The following is a 21,074-nucleotide window of genomic DNA, read 5'->3' as shown; positions in this document are numbered from 1 at the left end:
CGGGACTACTCCTTGGTGCTGCGTGGGTTGCTTGTCAACCCCGCGGTGATCAGTTCGGCTGCGCGCTCGGCGATCATCGCCGTCGGTGCGTTCGTGTTTCCTGTTGTGACAGAGGGCATCACCGATGCGTCGGCGATCATCAGGTTCTCCACCGCGATGGCGCGCAAGCCAGGCGAGACCACGGCCTCGGCGTCGGTGCCCATCCGGCAGGTTCCCGCCTGGTGGTGGTAGGTGTTCACGGCACGGCGGACCCACGCGGCGAGTGCCTCGTCGCTGTCGTCGGCGTCGGGACCGGGCAGCGCCTCGTACGCGCCCCATTCGTCGGCGAGCGGTCCCTGACGTCCGACTTCGCGGCACTGGCGAACCGACCGGACCAGTGCCCGCAGATCGCGCTCGTCGTCGAAGAGGTTGAAATCGATGATCGGCTCCGACGCGGGGTCGGTGTCGCGCAGCGTGACACTTCCGATGCTGTGCGGCCTGATGAGACCCGCGTGCAATGTGAAACCCGAAGCCGGGCCGGTCATCCCGTCGTCGTAGTAGAACGGCACACTGAAGTTGATCGGCTGAGTATCCGGCACCGGGAGGGTGGGATCGCTCTTCCAGAACCACTGTGTCTGGGTCACCGGCTGGAAGGGCAGCGGCGGATCGATCGGTCTGTCGGTCCCGAAGATGACGGGCACCAGGAAATGATCCTGCAGGTTCTTGCCGACCCCGGGGACATCGGCGACGACGTCGATACCGTGCTGCCGGAGTTCATCGGCCGGGCCGATTCCGCTGCGTAGCAGTATCGTCGGTGATCCGATCGCGCCACCGGACAGGACGACGAGTCCGGCGTGCAGTTCTCGCCGTCGACCGTCGGCGTCGATGATCCGGACGCCGCGGACCGTGCCGTCGGAGACGATGAGGGAATGGACGAGTGCGTCGGTCTCCAGGGTCAGGCGGGCGTGGTCGATCACCGGCCGCATGTATGCTGCCCACGTCGAAAGTCGTTGTCCGTCGCGAAGGTTGAGTTTCATCCGGGAGACACCCTCTTGGTCACCGGAGTTGTAGTCGGAGTTCAGCGGGAGGCCGTGGGCGACCGCGGAGTCGAGGATGGCCTGCTGGATCGGCGACAGATCGGGTTCGACGGTGTCGATCAGGCCCTCGGGGCTCTGTGCGCTCTCGATCCGCTTGAACAGCGGCGACACGGACTCCCAGTCCCAGCCGGTGTTGCCTGCGGCCGCCCACTGGTCGTAGTCCCAGGGCGAACCGTGCACCCAGATGGTGCCGTTGAGCTGATTGGAGCCGCCGACGACCTTGCCGCGCGGGATGTGCAGTCGACGATCCATGGCGTTGCGCTGAGGAGCCGAGAAGTATCCCCAATCCTCCGGTCCCAGCCAGAGTTCACCGACGCGCGACATGTCATGGATCGCCGGGTTGGTGTCGGCGCCGCCCGCCTCGACCAGGGTCACCGTGAGACCGGCATCCAGCAGGCGACGGGTGATGATCGAGCCGGCGGTACCGGCGCCGAGCACGAGAACGTCGGGAGTGGGCATGTGTTCCTCCTTGGTGCGGACGACGCGGGGCTGCCGACGGACCCGATGGGTGCGGGTGCACCTGGACCGTCACGAAACACCTGTCCGCACTGACACTTTCGATTCGCGGGGGAGACGTGACGGCGCTGTCGGTCTCGATCGACGGCCATCGTCGTGGCCGCTTGCTGACCAAGCTATCCAGCGCATCGACGCTGCACTACTGGGTCTTGCCAACGTCGGGGTACAGGATCCTTTACCCGGTCTCCGCAGGTCGGGTGGGTTCCGGCGCGTCGGCCAGCGGCAGAGTCACCTTCACCGCCGTCCCCGACGGCTCGTTCGGCAGGTACTCGATCGTGCCGCCGTGGCGCTCGAGGATGTGCTCGGAGATGATGAGGCCGATGCCGGACCCGTCCTGTTTGGCCGAGAAGGCGCCGGTGGCCAGCCGGTCGGTGGGAACACCCGTCATGCCACGTCCCTGGTCCCGGATCCACACGCATGCGCTGCCGTCCTCGTCGCCGGTTTCCACGGTCAGCTCCTTGACCTCGGTTGTCGGCTGGGCGATCTCGTCGAGCGCGTTCACGCAGAGATTGATGATGACCTGCCCGATGAGGACGTTCTCGCCCTGGATGAACAGATTGCGGTCGGGAATGTCGGCGAAGACACGGATGCCCTTCTCGGCCGCACGCAGCCGCACGAAGTACAGGCTCTCCTGGACGGTCTCGTTGAGATCCATCAGGGTGGTGGTGCTCTCGATGCGCCGGACATAGCGTTTGACCGACGTCACGATGTCGGCCGCACGATGTAATTGCTTCTCGATCTGGTCGATCCCGTATTCGAGGCTGCGGGCGTCGACGGTCTCCGATGACAGCCGGGCCTTGAGCCCGCTCAGATAGTTCGTCGACGCGGCAAGGGGCTGGCCCAGCTCGTGGGCGAGGATCATCGCCATGTCACCCATCGCGTGATATCGGCTCAGATACTGGAGATTCGCCTCTTGGTAGGCGTTGCGACGTTCCCATTCCACCCGGTCGGTGACATCGCGGATCGTCAGGACGCGTGATCGGATGCCGTCGTGGGCCACGATCTCCAGCTCGCCTGCCAGCCAGACGGTGGTGCGGTCGTCCTTGATGATCTCCTGCTGAATGCTCACCGAGCCGGCCCGGCCGTCGAGACGTTCGACGACATGCTCGCTGTTGAGGCGGGGTTCGCACCGACCCAGGTCTTCGAGGTGGACGCCGGAGAGTGCTGCCGGCGTACTGCCGAACAGTTGTGCGGCCAGTGGGGAGATGTCGTCGATGCAGTTGTCGTCATCGAGGACCACCAGCCCGGCCGACGTGTGGGTCATGATGCGCTGAAGCGACTCCGACACCCAGCTGAGTTCTTCCTGCAGCTCGACCTCTTCGGAGATGTTGCGGAACTCGACCATCACGACCGGGCCGTCCTCGCAGCGCACCAGGGTCGCGCGGGCGTCGGTCAGGAAGTCGGTGCCGTCCTTTGCACGGTATTTCCATTGCTTCCGGCTCGAGCCGTACACCACGGCCGACTGCAGCCACGCGACGCCGACCTCGCGGCGATACTGCCGCTCCTGGGCGCTCATGTGGTGGGCCTTGAGCGGCTTGAGTTCCTCGAGGGTGAATCCGAACATGCGGCACGCGGCCGGGTTGGCCCAGAGGATGTTCTTCGAACTGGCCTCGTGGATGAGAATCCCGGTGCCGGTGTTCAGGATCATCTGCTCGAAGTCGCGACGCTCGGGGAACACGTCATCACCTCGCCTTCGCCGGACACCCAGCATCGACCGTCTCGTGGTGCGGCGCAAGTAAGGGAAATGCTTAGCGACAGCGCAGGAAATCCCGATACCGGCGGTGCGCACGCGTCCATAGTGTAGCGCCCAGAGCGAATGTCGAATCTGAACGGAGACAGCGATGACCACGGAGAGCCTGACTGCGCGGGTGGTGGCGGAACCGGCCGGTGCCGCGCGTGACGCCGCATTCGATCACGCCCTCGATGTCCTCCGGGATCGTCGTGACGAGTTCAATGCGCAGCGGTACGTCTCACGCGACTTCGTCGCGCTGCTCAAGCGTGCCGGCATGTACCGGGCATCGACGCCTGCCGCGTTCGGTGGAGAGCCGATGCCGCCGTCGGAATTCATGACGATGGTGGAGCGCGTCTCGGCGGTCGATCCCGCGACCGGATGGGTCTCGAGCTTCGGTTCGTCCCTGGTCTACTTCGCGGCGTTGCCGGTGGCGACGCAGAAGAAGATCTACGCCGACGGGCCGGACATCGCCTACGCGGGCGGACTGTTCCCGATGCAGGAGGCCGAGAAGGTCGACGGCGGCTACGTGTGTTCCGGCGTCTGGCAGTTCGCCAGTGGCTGCCGGGGGGCCGACATCATCGGTGTCGGGCTGGCCGGCGGACCACAGACAGAGGGCAAGCCGCTGACCGCGCTGGTCGATCCCGCCGATGTCGAGATCGTCGACAACTGGGACGTCGCCGGGATGAAGGCCACCGGGTCCCATGCGGTGCGGGCCGACCGGCTCTTCGTCCCCGAGGAGATGACGTTCGTCCGTGGTGGTGCGCCGCAGGTCGACGAGCCGTTGACCCGCTATCCCTCGCTGGCCTACGCGGCGCAGGTCCTCGCGGTGGTCACTCTCGGCGCCGCCCGCGGCGCGCTCGACTACGCGCTGGAGGTCGGAGCCGCACGCACCTCCATCACGGGTGGGTCGAGCAAGGGCAACCGTCCGGCCTACAAGGCCGGACTCGCCGAGGCCGAGGCCGAGCTGCGTTCCGCGCGCGCCTTCTTCTACGAGACCACCGATTCGGTATGGGCCAAAGCAGTTGCCGATGAGCACATCTCGACCGACGACAAGGCGCTTCTTCGCCTGGGTGCGACTCATGCCGCGCATGCGGGACGTCGAGTGGTGTTGCAGGCCTTCGACCTCGCAGGTACCGGTGCGATCTACGAGACGCACCCGCTGCAGCGTTATCTGCAAGACGCATTGGTTCCCGCGCAGCACGCCATGCTGCAGACCAACACCTATGAGGCGGCCGGCGCACTGATGCTCGGCCTCGATGCCGGTATCCCCAGCTTTCCCTGATCTCTCGAACCGACCAGCCCGCAATTCTCAACGAAACAGGAGTCTTTCATGGCCGCCGCGCCCCTGCGCACTCTGTTCTGTGTCGGCAACAACCAGAACTTCTTCGACCTGCCCAAGGCTGAGATCGGCCCGGTGTGGGAAGCCACCGTTCGGTTCCTGTCCGCTCTGAAGAAGATGGACGGCGTCGACATCATCGGCACCTTCGACGACGATGCGCACATGGTGGGACCGTCCGACGGGTGGCCGTGGACGTTCTATGTCCTGGCCGACGTGCGCGACCAGCCGACGGTCGCGGCGGCGTGCAACCTGTTGCGCACCACCATGGTCGGCGAGTTCGCGCTCTGGAAGTACTTCAAGATCGAAGCGCGGATGGGTCGCGAACTCACGATCCGAGACGACGTCGACGTCGACGTCTGACGACTCATTCCAGCCCCGCTCACCCGATGGCGATGACAGTGAAGGACAGCAATGACCACCATTGAGAGGCCGACCCGCGGATTCTCCGACCTGGCCGAGAAGGACCGTGTCGCGGGTGCGCTCTACACCGACCCGCAGATCTTCGACGAGGAGATGAAGAAGATCTTCTACCGGACCTGGGTATGGGTCGCTCACGAGAGCGAGATCCCCGAGGCCGGGTCGTTCAAGACCACCCAGGTCGGCGACCAGCCGGTCATTGTGACTCGAGATCGCAAGGGCAACTTCAATACTCTGCTCAACCGGTGCCGCCACCGCGGCGCGACGGTATGCGACCAACGCAGTGGCAAGGCCAACGGCTTCACGTGTCCGTACCACAATTGGTCGTACACCCTGGACGGCCGGCTGCGTGGGATCCCGTACCCGGACGGTTACGAGGGAGTGGTCGACAAGAACGACTTCCCACTGCAGAAGCTACGAACCGAGAGCTATCTCGGCATGATCTGGGCGACCTTCGATCAGGACATCGAGCCGCTGGAGGACTTTCTCGGTGACGCCAAGATCTGGATGGAGCGCTTCCTGAAGCAGTCCAACGGATTCCCGACCAAGGTGCTGGGCACTCACAAGTTCCGGTTCAAGGGCAACTGGAAGATCCAGCTGGAGAACACCACCGACGGCTATCACTTCCCGATGGTGCACAAGTCGTGGATGGCCTCGGTGGATGCCGAGACCGCGAACATGATGTCGTTCATGGACGATCCGGCCGCCGAGACCCACGCCCTGGGTAACGGCCACAGCGTCGCGATCATGGCTGCGGCGCACGCCGACCTCGACGTCGACACCGGTGACGAAGAGATCCAGCCTCGCTTCCAGCATCTCGTCGACGAGCTCGAAGAGGCAGGCGAGAGCCCGGAACGTATCCGCAGGTACATGCGCTCGATGCACGGCTGCGGCTTCAACCTCAACATGTTCCCGAACATCGCGATGTCGTCGTCGTTCTTCCGCGTCCTCATCCCGATCAGCGTGGACGTGACCGAGGTGTGGCATATGGCGATCGGTATGGACGGCGGCCCGGAGAACATCAACCGGGAGCGCCTGCGCATCCACGAGCACTTCCAGGGGCCGTTCGGTTTCGGCAGCCCCGATGACGCCGAGGGCTGGGACCGCGTGCAGATCGGTGCAGGCGGCAATCCGAACATGCCGATCCTGGTGAACCGCGGGCAGAGCCGTGAGTACACCACCGAAGAGGGCTGGCCGACTTCGCATGTCACCGACGAGACCGGTATGCGTGAGTCCTACGACATGTGGAAGAGGATGATGAGCGATGTCTGACGTAATCACCTTCACCGACACCCGGGTCCTGCGTGCGATCCAGCTCGTCTGGCACGAGGCGGCCCTCCTCGACGCCAAGGACTACGCGGCGTGGGAATCGATGTACACCGACGACGCGCTCTACGTGATCCCGATCGACCCGGACACCGACGATTTCGAATCGTCGCTCAACATGGTCTACGACGACAAGCGCATGCGGCAGTTGCGTGTCCAGCGGATGATGCAGGGCTATGCCCCGTCCGCGGTCGCGGCGGCCCGCACCGTGCGGATCGTGTCGCGATTCACCGTCGAGGAGATCGACGACGAATCGGTCACGTTGCGCTCGGCGCAGATCCTCAACGCGTTCAAACGCGACACCTTCTCCACGGTGGGCGCCGAGATGACCCACAAGGTCGTGCTCTCCGACGACGGCGACAAGATCGCACTCAAGGTGGCACGTCTGATCGACAGTGAGGACGCGGTGAGCGCGTCCGGATATCTTCTGTGAGGCATGATTCCATGACATCAGCATCATCTGCATCGGGGATCGCCGTGGTCACCGGCGCGGCAGGCGGGATGGGCGGCCACATCGCCCGCCGGCTGCACGCGGACGGACATCGCGTCCTGCTCGCCGACATCGCCGTGGACGCCGCCCGCGACATTGCGACCGAGCTCTCGCCGGATGGCTCCACGGCGCGCGCGATCACACTCGACGTCGGGCACAAGGCCGACTTCGAGGCCGCGCTGGAGGAGTGCCGATCCATCTGGGGCGCTCCGACGATCATGGTGAACAACGCGGCCCGGACCCAGGCAGCCGATCTCATGACGTTGGCGGAGGACGAGTTCACCGAGGTGCTCAACACCAACGTCAACAGCATCTTCTTCGGGTGCCAGGTGTTCGGCGGGGCGATGGCCGAGCGCGGCTACGGACGCATCGTCAACATGGCCTCGCTGGCCGGCCAGAACGGCGGTACGGCGACGGGCGCCCATTACGCCACCTCCAAGGGTGCGATCCTCACCGTCACAAAGATCTTCGCCCGGGAGCTCGCGGGCAGCGGTGTCACGGTCAATGCGATCGCACCCGGACCGCACGATCTGCCGGTGGTGAAGGCGACCGTGCCGCCCGATCGACTCGATGCGGTGATCGCCGGTATCCCGGTCGGTCGCCTGGGCAGTCCCTCATTCATCGCGGATATGGTCGGCCTGCTCACCAAGGACGACGCCTACTTCGTCACCGGCGCCTGCTGGGACGTCAACGGCGGACTCTACGTTCGCTGACCCAGTCGCTCTATCAGGAGAACAACCATGTCGCTGATCGACGTGATCGTCTCGGACGTCGTCCAGGAGACACCGACCGTCAAGACCTTCTATCTGTCCAAATCCGATGGGACGCCGATCGGTTCGTATTCACCCGGCGCACACATCGACGTCGTGGGGCCCACCGCCATCACCCGGCAGTACTCGCTGTGCAGCCGCCCGGACGGACGAGAGTCGTTCGCCGTGGCCGTCAAACGCGAGACGAACTCGCGCGGCGGCTCGGTGGCGTTGCACGAGGTCGAGGTCGGTGACGCACTCAAGATCAGCGAGCCGCGCAATCTGTTGACGATCGGGTCCGATGCGTCCCATCACGTCCTGGTGGCCGCGGGCATCGGCATCACACCGATGCTGAGCATGGCGCGGTACATGGATGTGCAGGGCATCAGCTTCGAACTGCACTACTTCTCCCGGACCGAAGAGGAGGCCGCATTCCTGCCGCTGCTGCGCGAGCGATGCCCGGAGAAGTTGCATGCACACGTCGGTGTCGCTCGAGACCGGCAGGGCGCCCTGCTGGAAGCCGCGCTGGCGGGGACGGTCGATGGAACGCACGTATACGTCTGCGGCCCTGATGGTTTCATGACGAAAGTCGTCGCACTGGCGGAGCGTTTCGTGCCGGCCGACGCCGTGCATTTCGAGAACTTCCACGCCACCGAGCAGCCGTCGGCGGAGAGCAACGCCGCATTCGAGGTGGAACTCGAGGGCGAGACGTACCCCGTACCGGCCGACAAGAGCATCGTGGAAGTGCTGGAGGAGAACGGATGTGACGTCGACACCTCATGCCAGGAGGGCATCTGCGGCACCTGCATCATGCAGGTGCTCGAGGGCGACGCCGAGCATCGCGACAATGTGCTGACCAAGGCCGAACGCGAATCCGGTGAGGTCATCGCGGTCTGCGTGTCGCGGGCGAAGGGCTCCCGCATCGTGCTGGACTACTACTGAGTCACCACGCGCGGCGACCGTGGGTCACGTGGCGGTGTCCGTCGGCACCGCCACATCGAATCTCAGGATGTCGCGGACGAGGGTACTGATGCTGTCGGCATCGGTCTTGCTCTTGATGCGCGCACGGTGGACGTCCACGGTCTTCACACTCATCTGCAGACGACGGGCGATGTTCTGGCTGGGCAGGCCTTCGACGACCAGGGCCAGGATGTCTCGTTCGCGTGGTGTCAGCAGCGCAACCTTGGCCTCGATGGACCGCCGTTGCGCGTGGGTGTGGAAGCGTTCGCTCGCCTTCTCCATACCGGCCTGCACCGCGTCGAGCAACCGCTGCGGGTCGTACGGCTTCTCGAGGAAGTCGAGAGCGCCGGCCTGCAGCGTGGACACCGACATGCGGATGTCTCCGTGTGCCGAGACGAAGATGATGGCGACGTGGGGGGCGAACTCGTTGAGTTTCTCCTGCAGACGCGGACCGCTCATCCGGGGCATCCGCACGTCGAGGATGATGCAGGCCGGGTGGTCACCGCTGTACGCCTCGAGGAATTCGTCCGCGCTGTGACAGATGTGCGGCGAGATGCCGATACTCCCCAGCAGCCAGTCGACCGATTCGCACAGCGCGGGATCGTCGTCGACCACGTACACGGTCGTCGACGATGCGGTATCAGCTGGTTCCTGGGTCATCGGTGGCATTTTCCCGTCGCTGCGCTCGCCCTGTCCTCGAATCGAGGGTAGCCCGGTCGGGCTCGTCGTCCCAGGTGGCGTCCGCTGTCCAATAGTTCATGCCGACCGCACTGACCCGATGCTCCCATTCCGACGTCCGCTGTAGCCACGGCTCCTCGTTGCGGACGGATTCGTCGGCGGCTTCGGGCCCGTCGGCCTCGACCGTCCAGTGCACCCAGTTCACCTCACGCCCGAGTTCGTCGTGGACGAACAGGTCAACGTGATGCCATCCGTAGTTGAACGTGTCCTCATAGCAGGTGAGGAACATGCGATGGTGGGTGACGGGACGCGGTTTGATGACCATGGTGATCGACTTCTCTCAGGGCAGGCGGCTCAGGCCGACCGGGTCGGCGACGCATGCAGCAGTGGCTCCAGTGTGCTCGCCAATTCGAACAGGTTCGACTCGTGGCCGGGCAGACCGACGATCTGCACGCCGAGCGGAAGGCCGTCGCCGGTGCGTGCGCCGGGAACCACCACCACGGGACAACCCAGGAGCTGCCACGGGCGGCTGAGTACAGGGGAACCGGTGGCACCGAGGCCCTTCGGTGCCGGGCCGGGGGCGGCCGGACCGACGATGACGGCGTTCGCGCCGAGGATCTCGGACAACAGCTCGCGCGACCGGTCGCGACGGATGAGTGCGGCGGTGTGATCGTCGGCGGCGACCTGACGCCCGTCCTCCACGAGTGAGCGCAATTGTGGGCTGAGGGCATCACCGTGCGCGTCGACGATCTCGTCCAGGGTGGCGGCCGCCTCGTGACCCATGACGGTGACGTGATCGTCGGCGAGGGTGCGGACATGGTCGTCCCAGTCGAGATCATGGCATTCGACGCCCGCCTCGATGAGGATTCCCGGGAGGGTGTCGAGCAGCTCGCGCATCGGCGGGTCGATGGCGGCGAGTTCGCTGCCCTCCCACAGCAGTACGCCACTCACCAGGCGGCGCTGGGGGGTACGGGCCGGCCGCCCCGAGAACGCGGTGTAGACGTATTCGAGGTCGGCGACGGTGCGGGTGAGCAATCCGAGTGAGTCGAGTGAGGGGCTCAGGCCGGTGATGCCTGCGAGATCGGTTGTGCCGTGTGCCAGCACCATCCCCGCTGCGCCGCAGTAGGAGGCGGGGCGTGTGAGCGATCCGGCGGTCTGTGTCCCGAGCGCCAGCGGGATGGTGCCTGCGCCCACCGCGGCCGCCGAACCACTCGAGGAACCGCCGGGGGTGTGATCGGATGCGTGTGGATTGCGGGTGGGACCGGGTGAGAAATAGCCGTATTCGGTGGTCACCGTCTTGCCCTGGACCACCGCGCCGAGCTCGCGAAGTCGCCGGACACACGGCGCGTCCGCCGCCGCAGGCCGATCCGAGGCCACCGTCGAGCCGGCCCTGGTCGGCAATCCCGCGACGTCGATCAGATCCTTGACGCCGACCGAGACCCCGCGCAACGGCCGTCGGCCGGGCGTGCGGTCTTCGGTGCGTGCGTCGTCGAGGTACGTCGTCGACAACTCGACCCAGGCGGACAGATCGGGTTCGGTGCGGAGGATCTCCTCACGCACCTGTGTCACGAGCGACTCCGCGGTCACCGTACTCTCGTGTACCGCGGTTGCCTGGTCACTGACGGGCTGTGTCGAGTAGGCCGAGCTCACCGTTCCTCCTTCTTCCGGTGAGTCCAGTCTGCCCGCTCTGCATCGTCCGCGACAGTAAAGATTTCCCTCCTATCGCCGTAGGGACGTGACGACATAGCTTCGCACCATCAGATGACCGGATCAGGTCGCCCGGTCGTGTGACCACCAGGGTGACACGTCCAGTGAATCCAGGAGAAGCCATGTCTGCCAACGCCCCTGCCGCCGTAGATCCCAAGCTGTTCCGCGACGTTCTGGGTCATTACCCGACCGGAGTCGTGGTGGTGACGGGTCGCGACGCCGCCGGGGAGATCCTGGCGATGGTCGTCGGTACCTTCAGTTCGGTCTCCCTCGACCCTCCGCTGGTGTCGTTCATGCCGATGAAGACCTCCCGCACGTTCGACAGGATGCAGAAATGCTCGTCGTTGTGTATCAACATCCTCGGCGGCGAACAGGAGGAAATCGTCCTGCGGGTCGCCCAGCGATGGGAGAACAAGCTCGACGGGATCGACTGGTTCCCATCACCGTCCGGTGACCCGGTCCTGAGTGATTCGGTGGCCTGGATCGACACCACATTGTGGGACACGGTCGAGGCAGGGGATCACTGGATCGCGCTGTGCGAGGTACGCGATCTGGCGGTCACCAATCCCGTCTCGCCCCTGCTCTTCTTCCAGGGCGGCTATGGCAGCTTCGTGTGTACATCACTCATGGCGCGCATGGATCACGAGATCCTGCCTGCCATTCACGCGGCCCACTCCGCGCGCCCGCAGGTCGAAGAGCTGGCGTCGTCGATCGGTTGCGAGGTGACGGTGTTCACCGCGGTCAGCGCCGACGAGATGGCCACCGTGCTTTCGGCGACCGGCGCAGGCGTCGATCGCGAAGAGGGGCTCGCGCACCGCATTCCGATGGTCCCACCGATCGGTGACTCGTATGTCTTCGATCAGGACGGCGACACCCAGGAACGCTGGATCGCCAAACTGCGTGGCGCCGACGAGACGGTCAAGGAGGTCCACCGTGCCCGACTCGCATTCGTCCGGGACAACGGCTACCTGATCTCGTTCCTGCCGGCCGAGGGCAGTGCTGCATACGACGAGATGCGGGAAGCGACCCGCCGCTACGAAAGTGGTCGGTTGACGCCGTCGGAGGAACGGAGCATTCGCGCATCCATCGAGAGCTCATCGGTTGACTACCGCATACGTGATCTCGTCGATCACGAGATCTACGACGTGGGCTCGCTGGTTCTCCCGATCCGAGATCCGAAGGGCGGCCATTCGATGACACTTCGCCTGGGGCAGTTGCCCTCCCGGCAGACCGGTGCGCGCATCAACGAGTGGATCCGTCAGGCACGAACAGTAGTGGAGGTTCTGGAACGATGACCGCAGACGCCATCGCCGCATTGACCGCACGTATCGAGGTACTGGAGGCAGAGGCCGAGATCCGGCGTGTGCAGGCCCGTTACATGTTCCTGTGCGACACTCCGTGTCCGGAGTTCGGCGTGCAGGACGACGCCGAGCGGATCAACCGTATTCTCGACCTGTACACCGACGACGCGGTCTGGGAGGGCGTCGGGGAGTACTACACCGGCCAGTTCGGCCGGGCGGAGGGCAAAGACGCCATCCGGCAACACTTCCAGTCGTTCTGGGGTGAGAAGCGGGATCCGGCGCTCCTGCTCAACGTCCATTACCTGACATCCGAACAGATCCATGTCGACGGCGCCGAGGCCGACGGGCAGTGGGTCCACATGCAGCCCTGGCTGTTCTCGGACGGCAGGTCACTGTTGCGATCCAGTCGCCTGAACAACACTTTCCGCAAGGAGGACGGACGGTGGCGGGTGAGTCGCACCCGTACCGAGAACGTCTTCATCGCCCCTCTGCCCGATCACTTCGCCGAGAGCTACCCATCGGCATCGGTACTGATGCAGCCCTAGTGGACCATTCGGGTCAGGTCGCGATCAAAACCGCTGAGCGATCCATGCGTCGATGAGGTCGGCGACGTCGTCGCGGCCGTTGTTCTCCTGGAAGTAGTGGTCGGTGTCGAACTCGTGGAAGGTCTTGTCCGTTGCGCCCAGGCCATCGCGGATCGCGATGGCATCACTGGGGAACACTCCGGTGTCGCGATCGGCATTCACCACCAGGGAGGGCACCGTGATCCGCGGCAGGTGCGTGTGGGCGCGCGTGTGTGAATCCTCGAGGCTCCACAGCGACAGCCACGTCCGCAGCGTGGTGGCCGAGGCGATCCCGAACACCGATTTGTTGGCGCGCTCCGGTGTTCCGGCATAACACCGGTTCGGCTCCCGCTTCGTCGGTTCCAGGGTCGGATCCACCATGCGTGGGTCGGCCCAGGTCCTCGCCACCGAGAATGGACGGTCGTGGTATCCCGCCGCTGCCAGTCGTGCGAGTTCGTCCTTGACCCATCGGGTGATCTTGTGATTGCGCGCGGACTGCGCGTCGCGGTATCGCTGTACGAACTCGGTCGAATACGACGGCCCGTTGTCGGGATTGAACAGGTCGAGCGCGGGATCAGTGGCCAGCGGGTCGTTCTCGTCGACGACGGAGCCGTCCATCCATGCGGTCAGCACATCCGGCCGGCCGAGGTGGGCCGCGCTCGAGATGTATCCGTCGGCGGCGGGGAGGTCCTCGACGCCGCGGGCGAGTCGTGAGCCTGCGACCGCTGTGATGGATGGTTGCGACGCCTGCGACTGATAGGCGGCCATCAACGATCCGCCACCCGAGTTGCCCAGCAGCACAACGGTGTCCACGCCTGCCTGTTCGCGCAACCAGTGCACACCGACACCGATGTCGACCAGGGCATGGTCGAGCAGGAAATGTGCTTCGTCACCCCGGAACCGGGTGTTCCAGCCGAGGAACCCGTAGCCCCGCCGCGCCAGATGCTCGGCGAGATAGTGCTCGGAGAAATCGATCTGGTAATGCGTCGCCATCACGGCAGTTCGCGGCTTGCGTTGGGACGGAGTGTGATACAGGCCCTGGCACGGATGACCGCCCGCGCCTGCACGGCCGACGGCGGGGGATTCGAGACCGACAAACGTTTGCTCGATGGGCACGGCGATTCTCCTCGTATACGAATCTGATGTCAGGTTCGGATGCTAGCCGGTTCGATTGCCAGCGTCGAGACCCAGATCTCACACGGACTCGGGTTTCCAGTAGACGGCGTGGTACCAGGCGTCGGCGAGAGTGCGAATGCACCGTTCGTCGTCGGCTTCCGCTGCGCGGCCGTTCGCGAGACTGTCGTAACAGAACATGTTGAGCATCGACACGATCGCGCGCGCGGTGAGCTCCGCATCGACGCCGGGACAGTAGCCGTCGGTCTGTGCACGTCCGATCGCCCGGGCGACCACCGTGACCAGTTCTCCGCAGAGGGTGTCCCATACGCGCGCGAACTCGTCGTTGACCATCGCGAGCTGGAAGACGCCGACCATCTCGGCGAGTCGGTCGCGGTAGGTCTCCCAATGGGCGCGGACCGACGCGACGATCTGTTCGTACTGATCGGGGTGTGAGTCGTGGATTGCCCGCTCGACTCGGTTGCGGGCCTCTTGCTGGAACTCGCGTGCCCAGTGTTCGAGCAATGCGTCCTTCGAGTCGTAGTAGTTGTAGAAGGATGCGGGCGATTTTCCGGCCGCGCTGACGATGTCGGCGACCGTCGTCTTCAGGAATCCTTTCTCCGCGATCACCTTGCGGGCGGCCGTGTGAATTGCCTCGAGGGTCTCGCGGCCGCGCTTGGTCGGCCGGGTCTGGTGTGGTGCCACGGGTTCATTCTGGTCCATCGGGGTGCTCCGGAGTCGGGGGCGGCAGCCTGTTCACAGGATACGAATCTGATGTTACATTCGTTTTCTGCCCAGTGAGGAGATACGATATGACAGACAGTCCGAGGTTCGACGTCCGAGGCTTCAACCACGTCGCGCTGGTGTGCTCCGACATGCAGCGCACGGTCGACTTCTACCGCAATGTGCTCGGATTCGAACTGGTGAAGACGGTGGAGCTGCCGGGCGGAATGGGCCAGCACTTCTTCTTCGATGCCGGCAACGGCAATTCGCTGGCGTTCTTCTGGTTCGTCGATGCCCAGGACGGGGTGCCGGGCATCTCCGCTCCCGAGGAGAAGCCGGGCTTCGGCGAGTGGATCAGTGCGGTGAGCTCGCTCAACCACATCGCGTTCGATGTGCCTGCCGACCGGTTCGAGGAGTACCGTCGGTCGCTCAAGGCAGCGGGCGTCCGGGTCGGGCCGATCGTCAATCACGACGACAGCCCCAGTCAGGTCGCCACCGAGATGCACGACGGGGTCTACGTGCGATCCTTCTACTTCCAGGATCCCGACGGGATTCTGCTGGAGTTCGCCTGTTGGCTGCGGAGTTTCGGTCCGCACGACGTCGGACACGCGCCACGGACCGCGGCCGAGCGTCGTCTCCAGATCAACGCCTGACGCGGGTAAGGCCACCATGGATGCGTATCACCGCCGGTCGCTCGGCGCCATGCTCCGACACTGGGCCGACGTGGCGGCCGAGCGCCCCGCGATCGGCGTCGTCGACGGCCGGTCGCACACCTTCGGGTCGTGGTTTCGACGTAGCTCGCGGATTGCCTGCGGCCTCGATGATCTCGGCATCGGAGCCGGTGACACGGTGGGGTTCATCGGCAAGGATGCGGTGGTGTGGGGAGAGGTACTGGTCGCCGCCTCGTATGTCCGTGCTGCCGGGGTGCCGTTCAACTGGCGGCTGAGCCGGCGAGAGATGTCCGAGACCGTGGCAGACGCCGCACCGTCCGTGACTGTCGTCGAGTCGGCATTCCTGCCGCTCGTCGGGCATGACGATCCGGGTGACGGTGTGACGCGGGTGTTGGTCGGCGACGCGGCCCCGATCGCGTATGACGTCTGGGTCGAAGGGCTGCGGGGATTCGAACTCGAGGTGACGTCGGAGCCCGGCGACGTTGCGATGATCGTGTACACGTCGGGAACCTCGGGGCAGGCCAAGGGAGTCGAACTCCCGAACCGCGCCATCGCGGCAAACATCGGGTCGTCGGCACCCTGGGACATCAAACCCGGTGACACGGTGATGATCCCGGCACCGCTGTTCCATGTTTCCGGAACCGGCTGGCTCTTCTACTGTCTCGGTATCGGTGCGGAGGCGCTCTACACCACCGACATCAAGCCGTCGGCCGTTCTCGACGTGCTTGCCGGCGGCGCAGTGGACCATGCGCTGACGGTGCCTGCCGTCGTCCACATGCTGGTGTCCCACCCGGACGCGCGTGGGCGGGAGTATCCGAACCTGCGGACCCTGATCTACGGGGGATCGCCGATGGCTCCCACCACGGCCCGCGATGCGATGACCATCTTCGGCTGTGATCTGGTACAAAGCTACGGCATGACCGAAACCTGTGGGCCCATAACCTTTCTCACGCCCAACGATCATCGCGCCGGCGGCGCGCGACTGGCGGCGGCGGGTCGGGCGGTACCAGGAGTCGAACTCGTCATCGCCGATCCGGTCGACGGCGCGGTGTGCCCGCCCGGCGTGACCGGCGAGGTGCGGACAAGGAGCGCCCTCATCATGAGTGGGTACCGCAATCAGCCCGATGAACTCGCCGAGGTCCTCACCCCCGACGGCTGGTTTCGCACGGGCGATGCCGGCTATGTGGACGACGACGGGTACCTCTATCTCTGTGACCGCATCAAGGACATGATTGTGTCCGGTGGCGAGAACATCTATCCGGTCGAGGTCGAGAATGTCCTGCTCGAACATCCACAGGTACTGGAGGCGGCGGTGATCGGGGTGCCGGACGAGAAATGGGGCGAAACCGTGAAAGCCGTCGTCGTCGTGAGGGGTTCGCTGGACCCGGGAGAACTCACGGCATTCTGTCGGGAACGCCTCGCGCATTACAAGTGCCCGACCTCGATCGACCTGCGCGATGAGCTGCCGCGTAACCCGAGCGGAAAGATTCTCAAACGCGAACTGCGTAAGGTCTATTGGTCACAGCACCCTCGATCGATCGCGTGAGGATGAGATGCGCATCGTAGAAATCCGCGAGATGGCGGTGCCCCTGGAGGGCTCGGTGGCCAACGCCGTCGTCGACTTCACCCGTCACACCGTCTCGCTCGTGGCCGTCATCACCGACGTGACCCGGGACGGCGTACCGGTTTACGGTGTGGCCTTCAACTCGATCGGGCGGTTTGCCCAGAGCGGGCTGCTCCGGGACCGGATGATCCCGCGGGTGCTCGACGCACCACCGGATGAACTGCTGGACCCAGACACCGGGATTCTTGATCCCGAACGTGTGTTGCGGGCGGCGCTCGCCGACGAAAAGCCCGGTGGCCATGGCGATCGCGCCAGCGCTGCCGCGGCAATCGAACTGGCCTGCTGGGATCTGCTCGGCAAGCTGGCCGGCGAGCCCGCGTATGTCACCATCGCGCGCACGGACGGACGGACACCCACCAGGCGGCCGGCTCCGGTGTACGCGGCCGGCGGCTATTACCGGCCCGGCGACGACATCGCACAGTTGCGTGAGGAGATCTCGGGGTATCTCGAGAGCGGGTACCGGGCGGTCAAGATCAAGGTCGGTGGGCTGTCGCTCGACGACGACCTGAGGCGGGTCGACGAGGTGGTGTCGACCGTCGGATCGGGTGGCGCGGTGGCGGTGGACGCCAATGGCCGATTCGGTCGTGAGCTGGCGCTGACGTACGCAAAGGCTTTGGAGCCCTATCGATTACGGTGGTTCGAAGAACCGGTGGATCCGCTCGACTACGGGGCGACTGCCGAGCTGACCGCCACATACGACGGTGCAATCGCCACCGGTGAGAATCTGTTCTCCCGGCAGGAAGTGGCAAATCTTCTGCAGTTCGGCGGTATCCGACCGAACCGCGAGATCCTGCAGATGGATGCCGGACTGAGCTATGGACTGACCGAGTACCGGGGGATGCTGGACGTGATGGAGTCGGCCGGTATCGGTCGCGCGCACGCGGTCCCGCATGGTGGTCACCTGATCAATCTCCACATCGTCGCCGGACTCGGGCTCGGTGGGTGTGAGGCGTATCCGGGTGTGTTCCAACCATTCGGGGGATACAGCACGGATTGCGCCATCGAGGACGGTACCGTCACGCCTGCTGAGCATCCGGGTTTCGGCCTCGAGGCGAAGGTCGAACTGTCCGGGCTGATCTCGAGATTGGTGGGATGACGCAGTGGCAGCGAAACTCTCCACTCTGGTTGTCGGGTGCGGCGCGATGGGATCGGTCTACGCCGCGCGACTTGCGGCCGCTGGCCACGATATCCACATGCTGGATCGCTCGGCCGAGCACATGGACGCCATCGCGCGATCGGGACTGTCTGTGTCCGGACCCGACGGCGAGTACACCGTACGGGTGAGGTCGGCATCGACGACCCTGGACGTCGGTCCGGTCGACATGGTCGTCCTCGCGGTGAAGGCTGCCGATGTCGGTACCGCGGCGAGAACGGTGGCGGGGTCGCTCGGACCGCACACCGTTGTCGTCACGATCCAGAACGGACTCGGGTCCGCCGACGAGGTCGCGGATGTCGTCGGTGCTGACCGCCTGGCGGTGGGGATCGCCAGTGGGTTCGGCGCATCGCGTCCCGCGCCTGGACGGGTCCATCACAACGCGATGAAGGCAGTGCGGCTGGGTGCGTACGCAGGACTGCCCCCCGAACTGTTGGATCCGGTGGTTGATGCTTGGCGGGCAGCGGGTTTCGCGACCGAATCCGTGCCCGACATCGTGGCAATGCAGTGGGAGAAGCTGATCTGCAATGTGGCCTACAGCGCGCCGTGCGCGCTGACCGGCCTCACCGTCGGCGAAGTGATGACGCATCCGGAATGTGGGCCGGTCAGCCGATCCGCTGCGCGCGAGGCCTGGGAGGTCGCCCGGGCGCTCGGAATCGCCATCACGGTCGACGACCCGGTGGCCCATGTCCAGGACTTCGGAGCCGCGATGCCCGCCGCGAAACCGTCGGCACTTCTGGACGTCGAGTCCGGCAGAGTGAGCGAGATCGGTGTCATCAACGGTGCGGTGCCGGTGCAGGCTGCCAGGGTGGGGCTCGAGGCGCCGGTGAACGAAACGCTCACGAGGCTGGTCCGGACGCGAGAGCTCGCCATCCCGCCGAGATCGAGGGAGTGATGCCGAGCATCCGAAGGACGTGTATCCCGTGGATGTTCTGCCTCGCACCGGAGTGGGAAAGGTCGTGAAAGGGCCGTTGCGCGAGCGCGCCGATCAGACGCGCTCCAACCCCACCCGCATCTGACCGAACAAGAACACCGCCTTCTCGCCGATCGTTTCCTGATACCGCTCGATGACGTCGTCGGCGAAGGCGCCGACCGAGTTGTCGGGTAGGCGGCCGGTCCAATCCGTGGCGCCGACGGTGAACCACTGGGTGAAGGCATCGATCGACTCGAACTGCCAACGCAGGTCGCTGATCTCGACGTCGGAGACCGCGAATCCCGCCGACGTGGCGGACTCGCGAAACCGGTCCGGGGTGACGTGTAGGTAGGGCGGATCGAAGTCGACGAAGTACTGCTGCCAGCGTGGCAGGGCGGCCACGTCCATCGCCACGTCTTCGATGCTGCGGCGCTCGGTGGCACAGACGATCTGGATCACCGCCCGTCCGCCGGCGTCCAGGCTGCGCGCGATCTGCGTCAATGCCGCGGGCTGATCGTGGACCCAGTGCAGCATGTTGAAGGAGACCGCGATGTCGAAGTCGCGCTCGAACGGCAGTGCCAGGACGTCGTCGACGTGGAACTGGACACGGAGCTCGTCGGGTGGGACGCGGCTGCGGGCCTTGTCGATCATCCGTCGCGACGCGTCGACGCCGACCACCGATCCCGCGGGCAGCCGCTCGGCCAGCTGCATGGTGATGAACCCGTCACCGCAGCCCACGTCGAGGAGCCTCTCGTCGCCCGCGAGGTCGAGCCCGCCGATCGATGCCTCGGCCACCATGCGCTGCAGCGCGCTGACATCCGCATAACGATCGCCGTCCCAGTTGACCATGGCTGCTCCTCGACGAGTGCGTGTGACAACCACTCTGCACCAATCGCACAGGCGGAATCGTGAGATTCGCGAGGTGGACGGCAACCGTGGACGGCAACCGTCGCCGGACGGCCGATGTGCCACACTGTTCGGTGTCCGCCCAGGTAGGAGGTCATCGTGGATCTCACCGCCGCGCACCTGCGGTACTTCCTCGCAGTTGCCGACGAGCTTCACTTCGCGCGCGCCGCCGAGCGGCTGCACATCTCGCCGCCGTCGCTGAGCCAGCAGATCCAGCAACTCGAGCGCCGCGTGGGCGAGCCGTTGTTCAAGCGGACCTCTCGGCACGTCGCGCTCACCGCGCGAGGGGCGGAACTGCTGCCGATGGCACGTGCCGCGGTGGCCGCGATGGACGACGTCGTCGGGTGGATCGACCGGGGGCGCGAACCACGACGGACCTTTCGGATCGGCATCGCAGCAGCGAGTGAACTCAGCAATGCATTGCTCGCAGCCGTCGTCGAGCGCTATCCCGACGTCGAATGGCAGATCCGCAGCCTCGGACTGACCGAGCCGCTCTCCGCGGTGCAGGACGGGCAGGTCGACGTCGCGCTGATGTTCAGTCCGCAGATCCCCGACGTCGACGGGTTGGTGGTCACGCCGCTGTGGTCGGAAGACCGGGACCTGGTGGTTCACGAGGGGCATCGATTCGCTGACCGCGAGTCACTGAGTCTGGCCGAGACCGACGACGAGACCTTCATCGGTATCCGCGACCTCGAGGGGACCCAGGAGTGGTTCGTCGATCCGCGCCCGGGCGGCAAACGCCCCCAGATCCTCCCGCTCGCCGCGCATTTCGAGGAGGTCCTGCAACTCTGCGCCGCCGGCGTCGGTGTGAACATCTGCGGCTCCGGTGCCGCAAAGACGTACGCCCGGCCCGGTCTGCGCTACATACCCGTCGCCGACCTTCCACCGGTGACGACATTCCTGTGCTACCAGGCATCCCGGGCCGACGAACTGGTCGGCGCGTTCGAACGACTCGCGGTGGAGGTCTCCGCGCATCGGGATGATCCACCGGCGCCTGCGGCACAGTGACAGCGCACCCCGTGAGGGCGCTGTTCGCATCGATCATGAGGCCGGCCCGAATGATCGTGTGACATTTCCATGTGGACTCTGATCGGGCTCTGCTCGGAGACTGGACGAC

General features: G+C 65.3%; 20 protein-coding genes and 1 pseudogene. 13 read left to right on the top strand and 8 right to left on the bottom strand.

The window, feature by feature from the left end:
* Positions 1-5: 5 nt before the first annotated feature.
* Positions 6-1,535 carry a GMC family oxidoreductase gene (locus IDF66_RS11325; protein WP_190266910.1) on the bottom strand — a complete coding sequence of 510 codons (1,530 nt, stop codon included), beginning with the start codon at positions 1,533-1,535 and terminating at the stop codon, positions 6-8.
* 232 nt (positions 1,536-1,767) lie between these two features.
* Positions 1,768-3,240 (bottom strand): PAS domain S-box protein, encoded by a 1,473-nt coding sequence (locus tag IDF66_RS11320; protein ID WP_164306532.1) that lies wholly within the window; start codon positions 3,238-3,240, stop codon positions 1,768-1,770.
* Between the two features lie 193 nt (positions 3,241-3,433).
* On the opposite strand from IDF66_RS11320, the gene IDF66_RS11315 reads away from it, so the two are divergent.
* From IDF66_RS11315 to IDF66_RS11290, 6 genes are read left to right on the top strand one after another with little or no spacing between them, the layout of a single operon-like run.
* Positions 3,434-4,606: an acyl-CoA dehydrogenase family protein gene (locus tag IDF66_RS11315; RefSeq protein ID WP_190266908.1), complete on the top strand. Its 1,173-nt coding sequence runs from the start codon at positions 3,434-3,436 to the stop codon at positions 4,604-4,606.
* A gap of 48 nt (positions 4,607-4,654) precedes the next feature.
* A complete protein-coding gene (locus IDF66_RS11310; RefSeq protein WP_190266907.1) occupies positions 4,655-5,023 on the top strand; it encodes a hypothetical protein in 369 nt (122 codons plus the stop codon).
* A gap of 51 nt (positions 5,024-5,074) precedes the next feature.
* Positions 5,075-6,352 carry an aromatic ring-hydroxylating oxygenase subunit alpha gene (locus IDF66_RS11305; RefSeq protein WP_164306501.1) on the top strand — a complete coding sequence of 426 codons (1,278 nt, stop codon included), beginning with the start codon at positions 5,075-5,077 and terminating at the stop codon, positions 6,350-6,352.
* Positions 6,345-6,839: an aromatic-ring-hydroxylating dioxygenase subunit beta gene (locus IDF66_RS11300; RefSeq protein WP_190266906.1), complete on the top strand. Its 495-nt coding sequence runs from the start codon at positions 6,345-6,347 to the stop codon at positions 6,837-6,839. Before IDF66_RS11305 ends, IDF66_RS11300 begins: the two co-directional genes overlap by 8 nt.
* A gap of 11 nt (positions 6,840-6,850) precedes the next feature.
* Positions 6,851-7,609: an SDR family NAD(P)-dependent oxidoreductase gene (locus IDF66_RS11295; protein WP_190266905.1), complete on the top strand. Its 759-nt coding sequence runs from the start codon at positions 6,851-6,853 to the stop codon at positions 7,607-7,609.
* A 27-nt stretch (positions 7,610-7,636) separates the two neighbouring features.
* Complete coding sequence (locus tag IDF66_RS11290) at positions 7,637-8,587, top strand: PDR/VanB family oxidoreductase (protein ID WP_190266904.1); 951 nt, start codon at positions 7,637-7,639, stop codon at positions 8,585-8,587.
* A 24-nt stretch (positions 8,588-8,611) separates the two neighbouring features.
* On the opposite strand, the gene IDF66_RS11285 is transcribed toward IDF66_RS11290, so the two are convergent.
* The 3 genes and pseudogenes from IDF66_RS11285 to IDF66_RS11275 form a co-directional block, all read right to left on the bottom strand.
* Positions 8,612-9,265 carry a response regulator transcription factor gene (locus tag IDF66_RS11285; protein ID WP_164306497.1) on the bottom strand — a complete coding sequence of 218 codons (654 nt, stop codon included), beginning with the start codon at positions 9,263-9,265 and terminating at the stop codon, positions 8,612-8,614.
* 67 nt (positions 9,266-9,332) lie between these two features.
* Positions 9,333-9,608, bottom strand: a pseudogene (locus IDF66_RS11280) (hypothetical protein); the annotation flags it as partial.
* A gap of 29 nt (positions 9,609-9,637) precedes the next feature.
* On the bottom strand, positions 9,638-10,933 hold the full coding sequence (locus IDF66_RS11275) for an amidase (RefSeq protein ID WP_190266903.1): 1,296 nt from the start codon (positions 10,931-10,933) through the stop codon (positions 9,638-9,640).
* 179 nt (positions 10,934-11,112) lie between these two features.
* Between IDF66_RS11275 and IDF66_RS11270 the strand changes: the two genes are divergently transcribed.
* Together IDF66_RS11270 and IDF66_RS11265 are read left to right on the top strand one after the other, a co-directional pair.
* Positions 11,113-12,285 (top strand): flavin reductase family protein, encoded by a 1,173-nt coding sequence (locus IDF66_RS11270; protein ID WP_190266902.1) that lies wholly within the window; start codon positions 11,113-11,115, stop codon positions 12,283-12,285.
* Positions 12,282-12,836 (top strand): nuclear transport factor 2 family protein, encoded by a 555-nt coding sequence (locus tag IDF66_RS11265; RefSeq protein WP_190266901.1) that lies wholly within the window; start codon positions 12,282-12,284, stop codon positions 12,834-12,836. The genes IDF66_RS11270 and IDF66_RS11265 overlap by 4 nt, the downstream gene beginning before the upstream one ends.
* A 24-nt stretch (positions 12,837-12,860) precedes the next feature.
* Here IDF66_RS11265 and IDF66_RS11260 read toward each other — a convergent pair whose 3' ends face one another.
* Together IDF66_RS11260 and IDF66_RS11255 are read right to left on the bottom strand one after the other, a co-directional pair.
* Positions 12,861-13,970 (bottom strand): alpha/beta hydrolase, encoded by a 1,110-nt coding sequence (locus tag IDF66_RS11260; RefSeq protein WP_190266900.1) that lies wholly within the window; start codon positions 13,968-13,970, stop codon positions 12,861-12,863.
* Between the two features lie 78 nt (positions 13,971-14,048).
* Complete coding sequence (locus IDF66_RS11255) at positions 14,049-14,690, bottom strand: TetR/AcrR family transcriptional regulator (RefSeq protein ID WP_190266899.1); 642 nt, start codon at positions 14,688-14,690, stop codon at positions 14,049-14,051.
* 89 nt (positions 14,691-14,779) lie between these two features.
* Here IDF66_RS11255 and IDF66_RS11250 point away from each other — a divergent pair, with 89 nt between their 5' ends.
* The 4 genes from IDF66_RS11250 to IDF66_RS11235 are packed head-to-tail and all read left to right on the top strand — an operon-like array spanning position 14,780 to position 19,033.
* Positions 14,780-15,343, top strand: a complete 564-nt coding sequence (locus tag IDF66_RS11250; RefSeq protein ID WP_190266898.1) for a VOC family protein — start codon at positions 14,780-14,782, stop codon at positions 15,341-15,343.
* Positions 15,344-15,359: 16 nt separating this feature from the next.
* Positions 15,360-16,907 carry an AMP-binding protein gene (locus IDF66_RS11245; protein WP_190266897.1) on the top strand — a complete coding sequence of 516 codons (1,548 nt, stop codon included), beginning with the start codon at positions 15,360-15,362 and terminating at the stop codon, positions 16,905-16,907.
* Between the two features lie 7 nt (positions 16,908-16,914).
* Positions 16,915-18,081 (top strand): enolase C-terminal domain-like protein, encoded by a 1,167-nt coding sequence (locus tag IDF66_RS11240; protein ID WP_190266896.1) that lies wholly within the window; start codon positions 16,915-16,917, stop codon positions 18,079-18,081.
* A gap of 25 nt (positions 18,082-18,106) precedes the next feature.
* Positions 18,107-19,033, top strand: coding sequence for a ketopantoate reductase family protein (locus IDF66_RS11235; RefSeq protein ID WP_223309577.1), 927 nt, complete (start codon positions 18,107-18,109; stop codon positions 19,031-19,033).
* Positions 19,034-19,126: 93 nt separating this feature from the next.
* Here the strand turns inward: IDF66_RS11235 and IDF66_RS11230 are convergent, their stop codons facing one another.
* Positions 19,127-19,900, bottom strand: a complete 774-nt coding sequence (locus IDF66_RS11230; protein WP_190266894.1) for a class I SAM-dependent methyltransferase — start codon at positions 19,898-19,900, stop codon at positions 19,127-19,129.
* A 156-nt stretch (positions 19,901-20,056) separates the two neighbouring features.
* On the opposite strand from IDF66_RS11230, the gene IDF66_RS11225 reads away from it, so the two are divergent.
* A complete protein-coding gene (locus IDF66_RS11225) occupies positions 20,057-20,965 on the top strand; it encodes a LysR family transcriptional regulator (protein ID WP_190266893.1) in 909 nt (302 codons plus the stop codon).
* Positions 20,966-21,074: the final 109 nt, after the last annotated feature.

This window comes from Gordonia hankookensis (assembly GCF_014673215.1).
GTDB classification, from domain to species: Bacteria; Actinomycetota; Actinomycetes; order Mycobacteriales; family Mycobacteriaceae; genus Gordonia; species Gordonia hankookensis.
The sequence above is the reverse complement of the archived record's forward strand: the minus strand, read 5'-3'. Positions and strand labels throughout refer to the sequence as shown.

Excerpts from the sequence above, each read along its gene's own strand:
- IDF66_RS11325 (WP_190266910.1), bottom strand. The coding sequence starts at position 1,535 with ATGCCCACTCCCGACGTTCTCGTGCTCGGCGCCGGTACCGCCGGCTCG.
- IDF66_RS11320 (WP_164306532.1), bottom strand. The coding sequence starts at position 3,240 with ATGATCCTGAACACCGGCACCGGGATTCTCATCCACGAGGCCAGTTCG.
- IDF66_RS11315 (WP_190266908.1), top strand. The coding sequence starts at position 3,434 with ATGACCACGGAGAGCCTGACTGCGCGGGTGGTGGCGGAACCGGCCGGT.
- IDF66_RS11310 (WP_190266907.1), top strand. The coding sequence starts at position 4,655 with ATGGCCGCCGCGCCCCTGCGCACTCTGTTCTGTGTCGGCAACAACCAG.
- IDF66_RS11305 (WP_164306501.1), top strand. The coding sequence starts at position 5,075 with ATGACCACCATTGAGAGGCCGACCCGCGGATTCTCCGACCTGGCCGAG.
- IDF66_RS11300 (WP_190266906.1), top strand. The coding sequence starts at position 6,345 with ATGTCTGACGTAATCACCTTCACCGACACCCGGGTCCTGCGTGCGATC.
- IDF66_RS11295 (WP_190266905.1), top strand. The coding sequence starts at position 6,851 with ATGACATCAGCATCATCTGCATCGGGGATCGCCGTGGTCACCGGCGCG.
- IDF66_RS11290 (WP_190266904.1), top strand. The coding sequence starts at position 7,637 with ATGTCGCTGATCGACGTGATCGTCTCGGACGTCGTCCAGGAGACACCG.
- IDF66_RS11285 (WP_164306497.1), bottom strand. The coding sequence starts at position 9,265 with ATGACCCAGGAACCAGCTGATACCGCATCGTCGACGACCGTGTACGTG.
- IDF66_RS11270 (WP_190266902.1), top strand. The coding sequence starts at position 11,113 with ATGTCTGCCAACGCCCCTGCCGCCGTAGATCCCAAGCTGTTCCGCGAC.
- IDF66_RS11265 (WP_190266901.1), top strand. The coding sequence starts at position 12,282 with ATGACCGCAGACGCCATCGCCGCATTGACCGCACGTATCGAGGTACTG.
- IDF66_RS11255 (WP_190266899.1), bottom strand. The coding sequence starts at position 14,690 with ATGGACCAGAATGAACCCGTGGCACCACACCAGACCCGGCCGACCAAG.
- IDF66_RS11250 (WP_190266898.1), top strand. The coding sequence starts at position 14,780 with ATGACAGACAGTCCGAGGTTCGACGTCCGAGGCTTCAACCACGTCGCG.
- IDF66_RS11245 (WP_190266897.1), top strand. The coding sequence starts at position 15,360 with ATGGATGCGTATCACCGCCGGTCGCTCGGCGCCATGCTCCGACACTGG.
- IDF66_RS11240 (WP_190266896.1), top strand. The coding sequence starts at position 16,915 with ATGCGCATCGTAGAAATCCGCGAGATGGCGGTGCCCCTGGAGGGCTCG.
- IDF66_RS11230 (WP_190266894.1), bottom strand. The coding sequence starts at position 19,900 with ATGGTCAACTGGGACGGCGATCGTTATGCGGATGTCAGCGCGCTGCAG.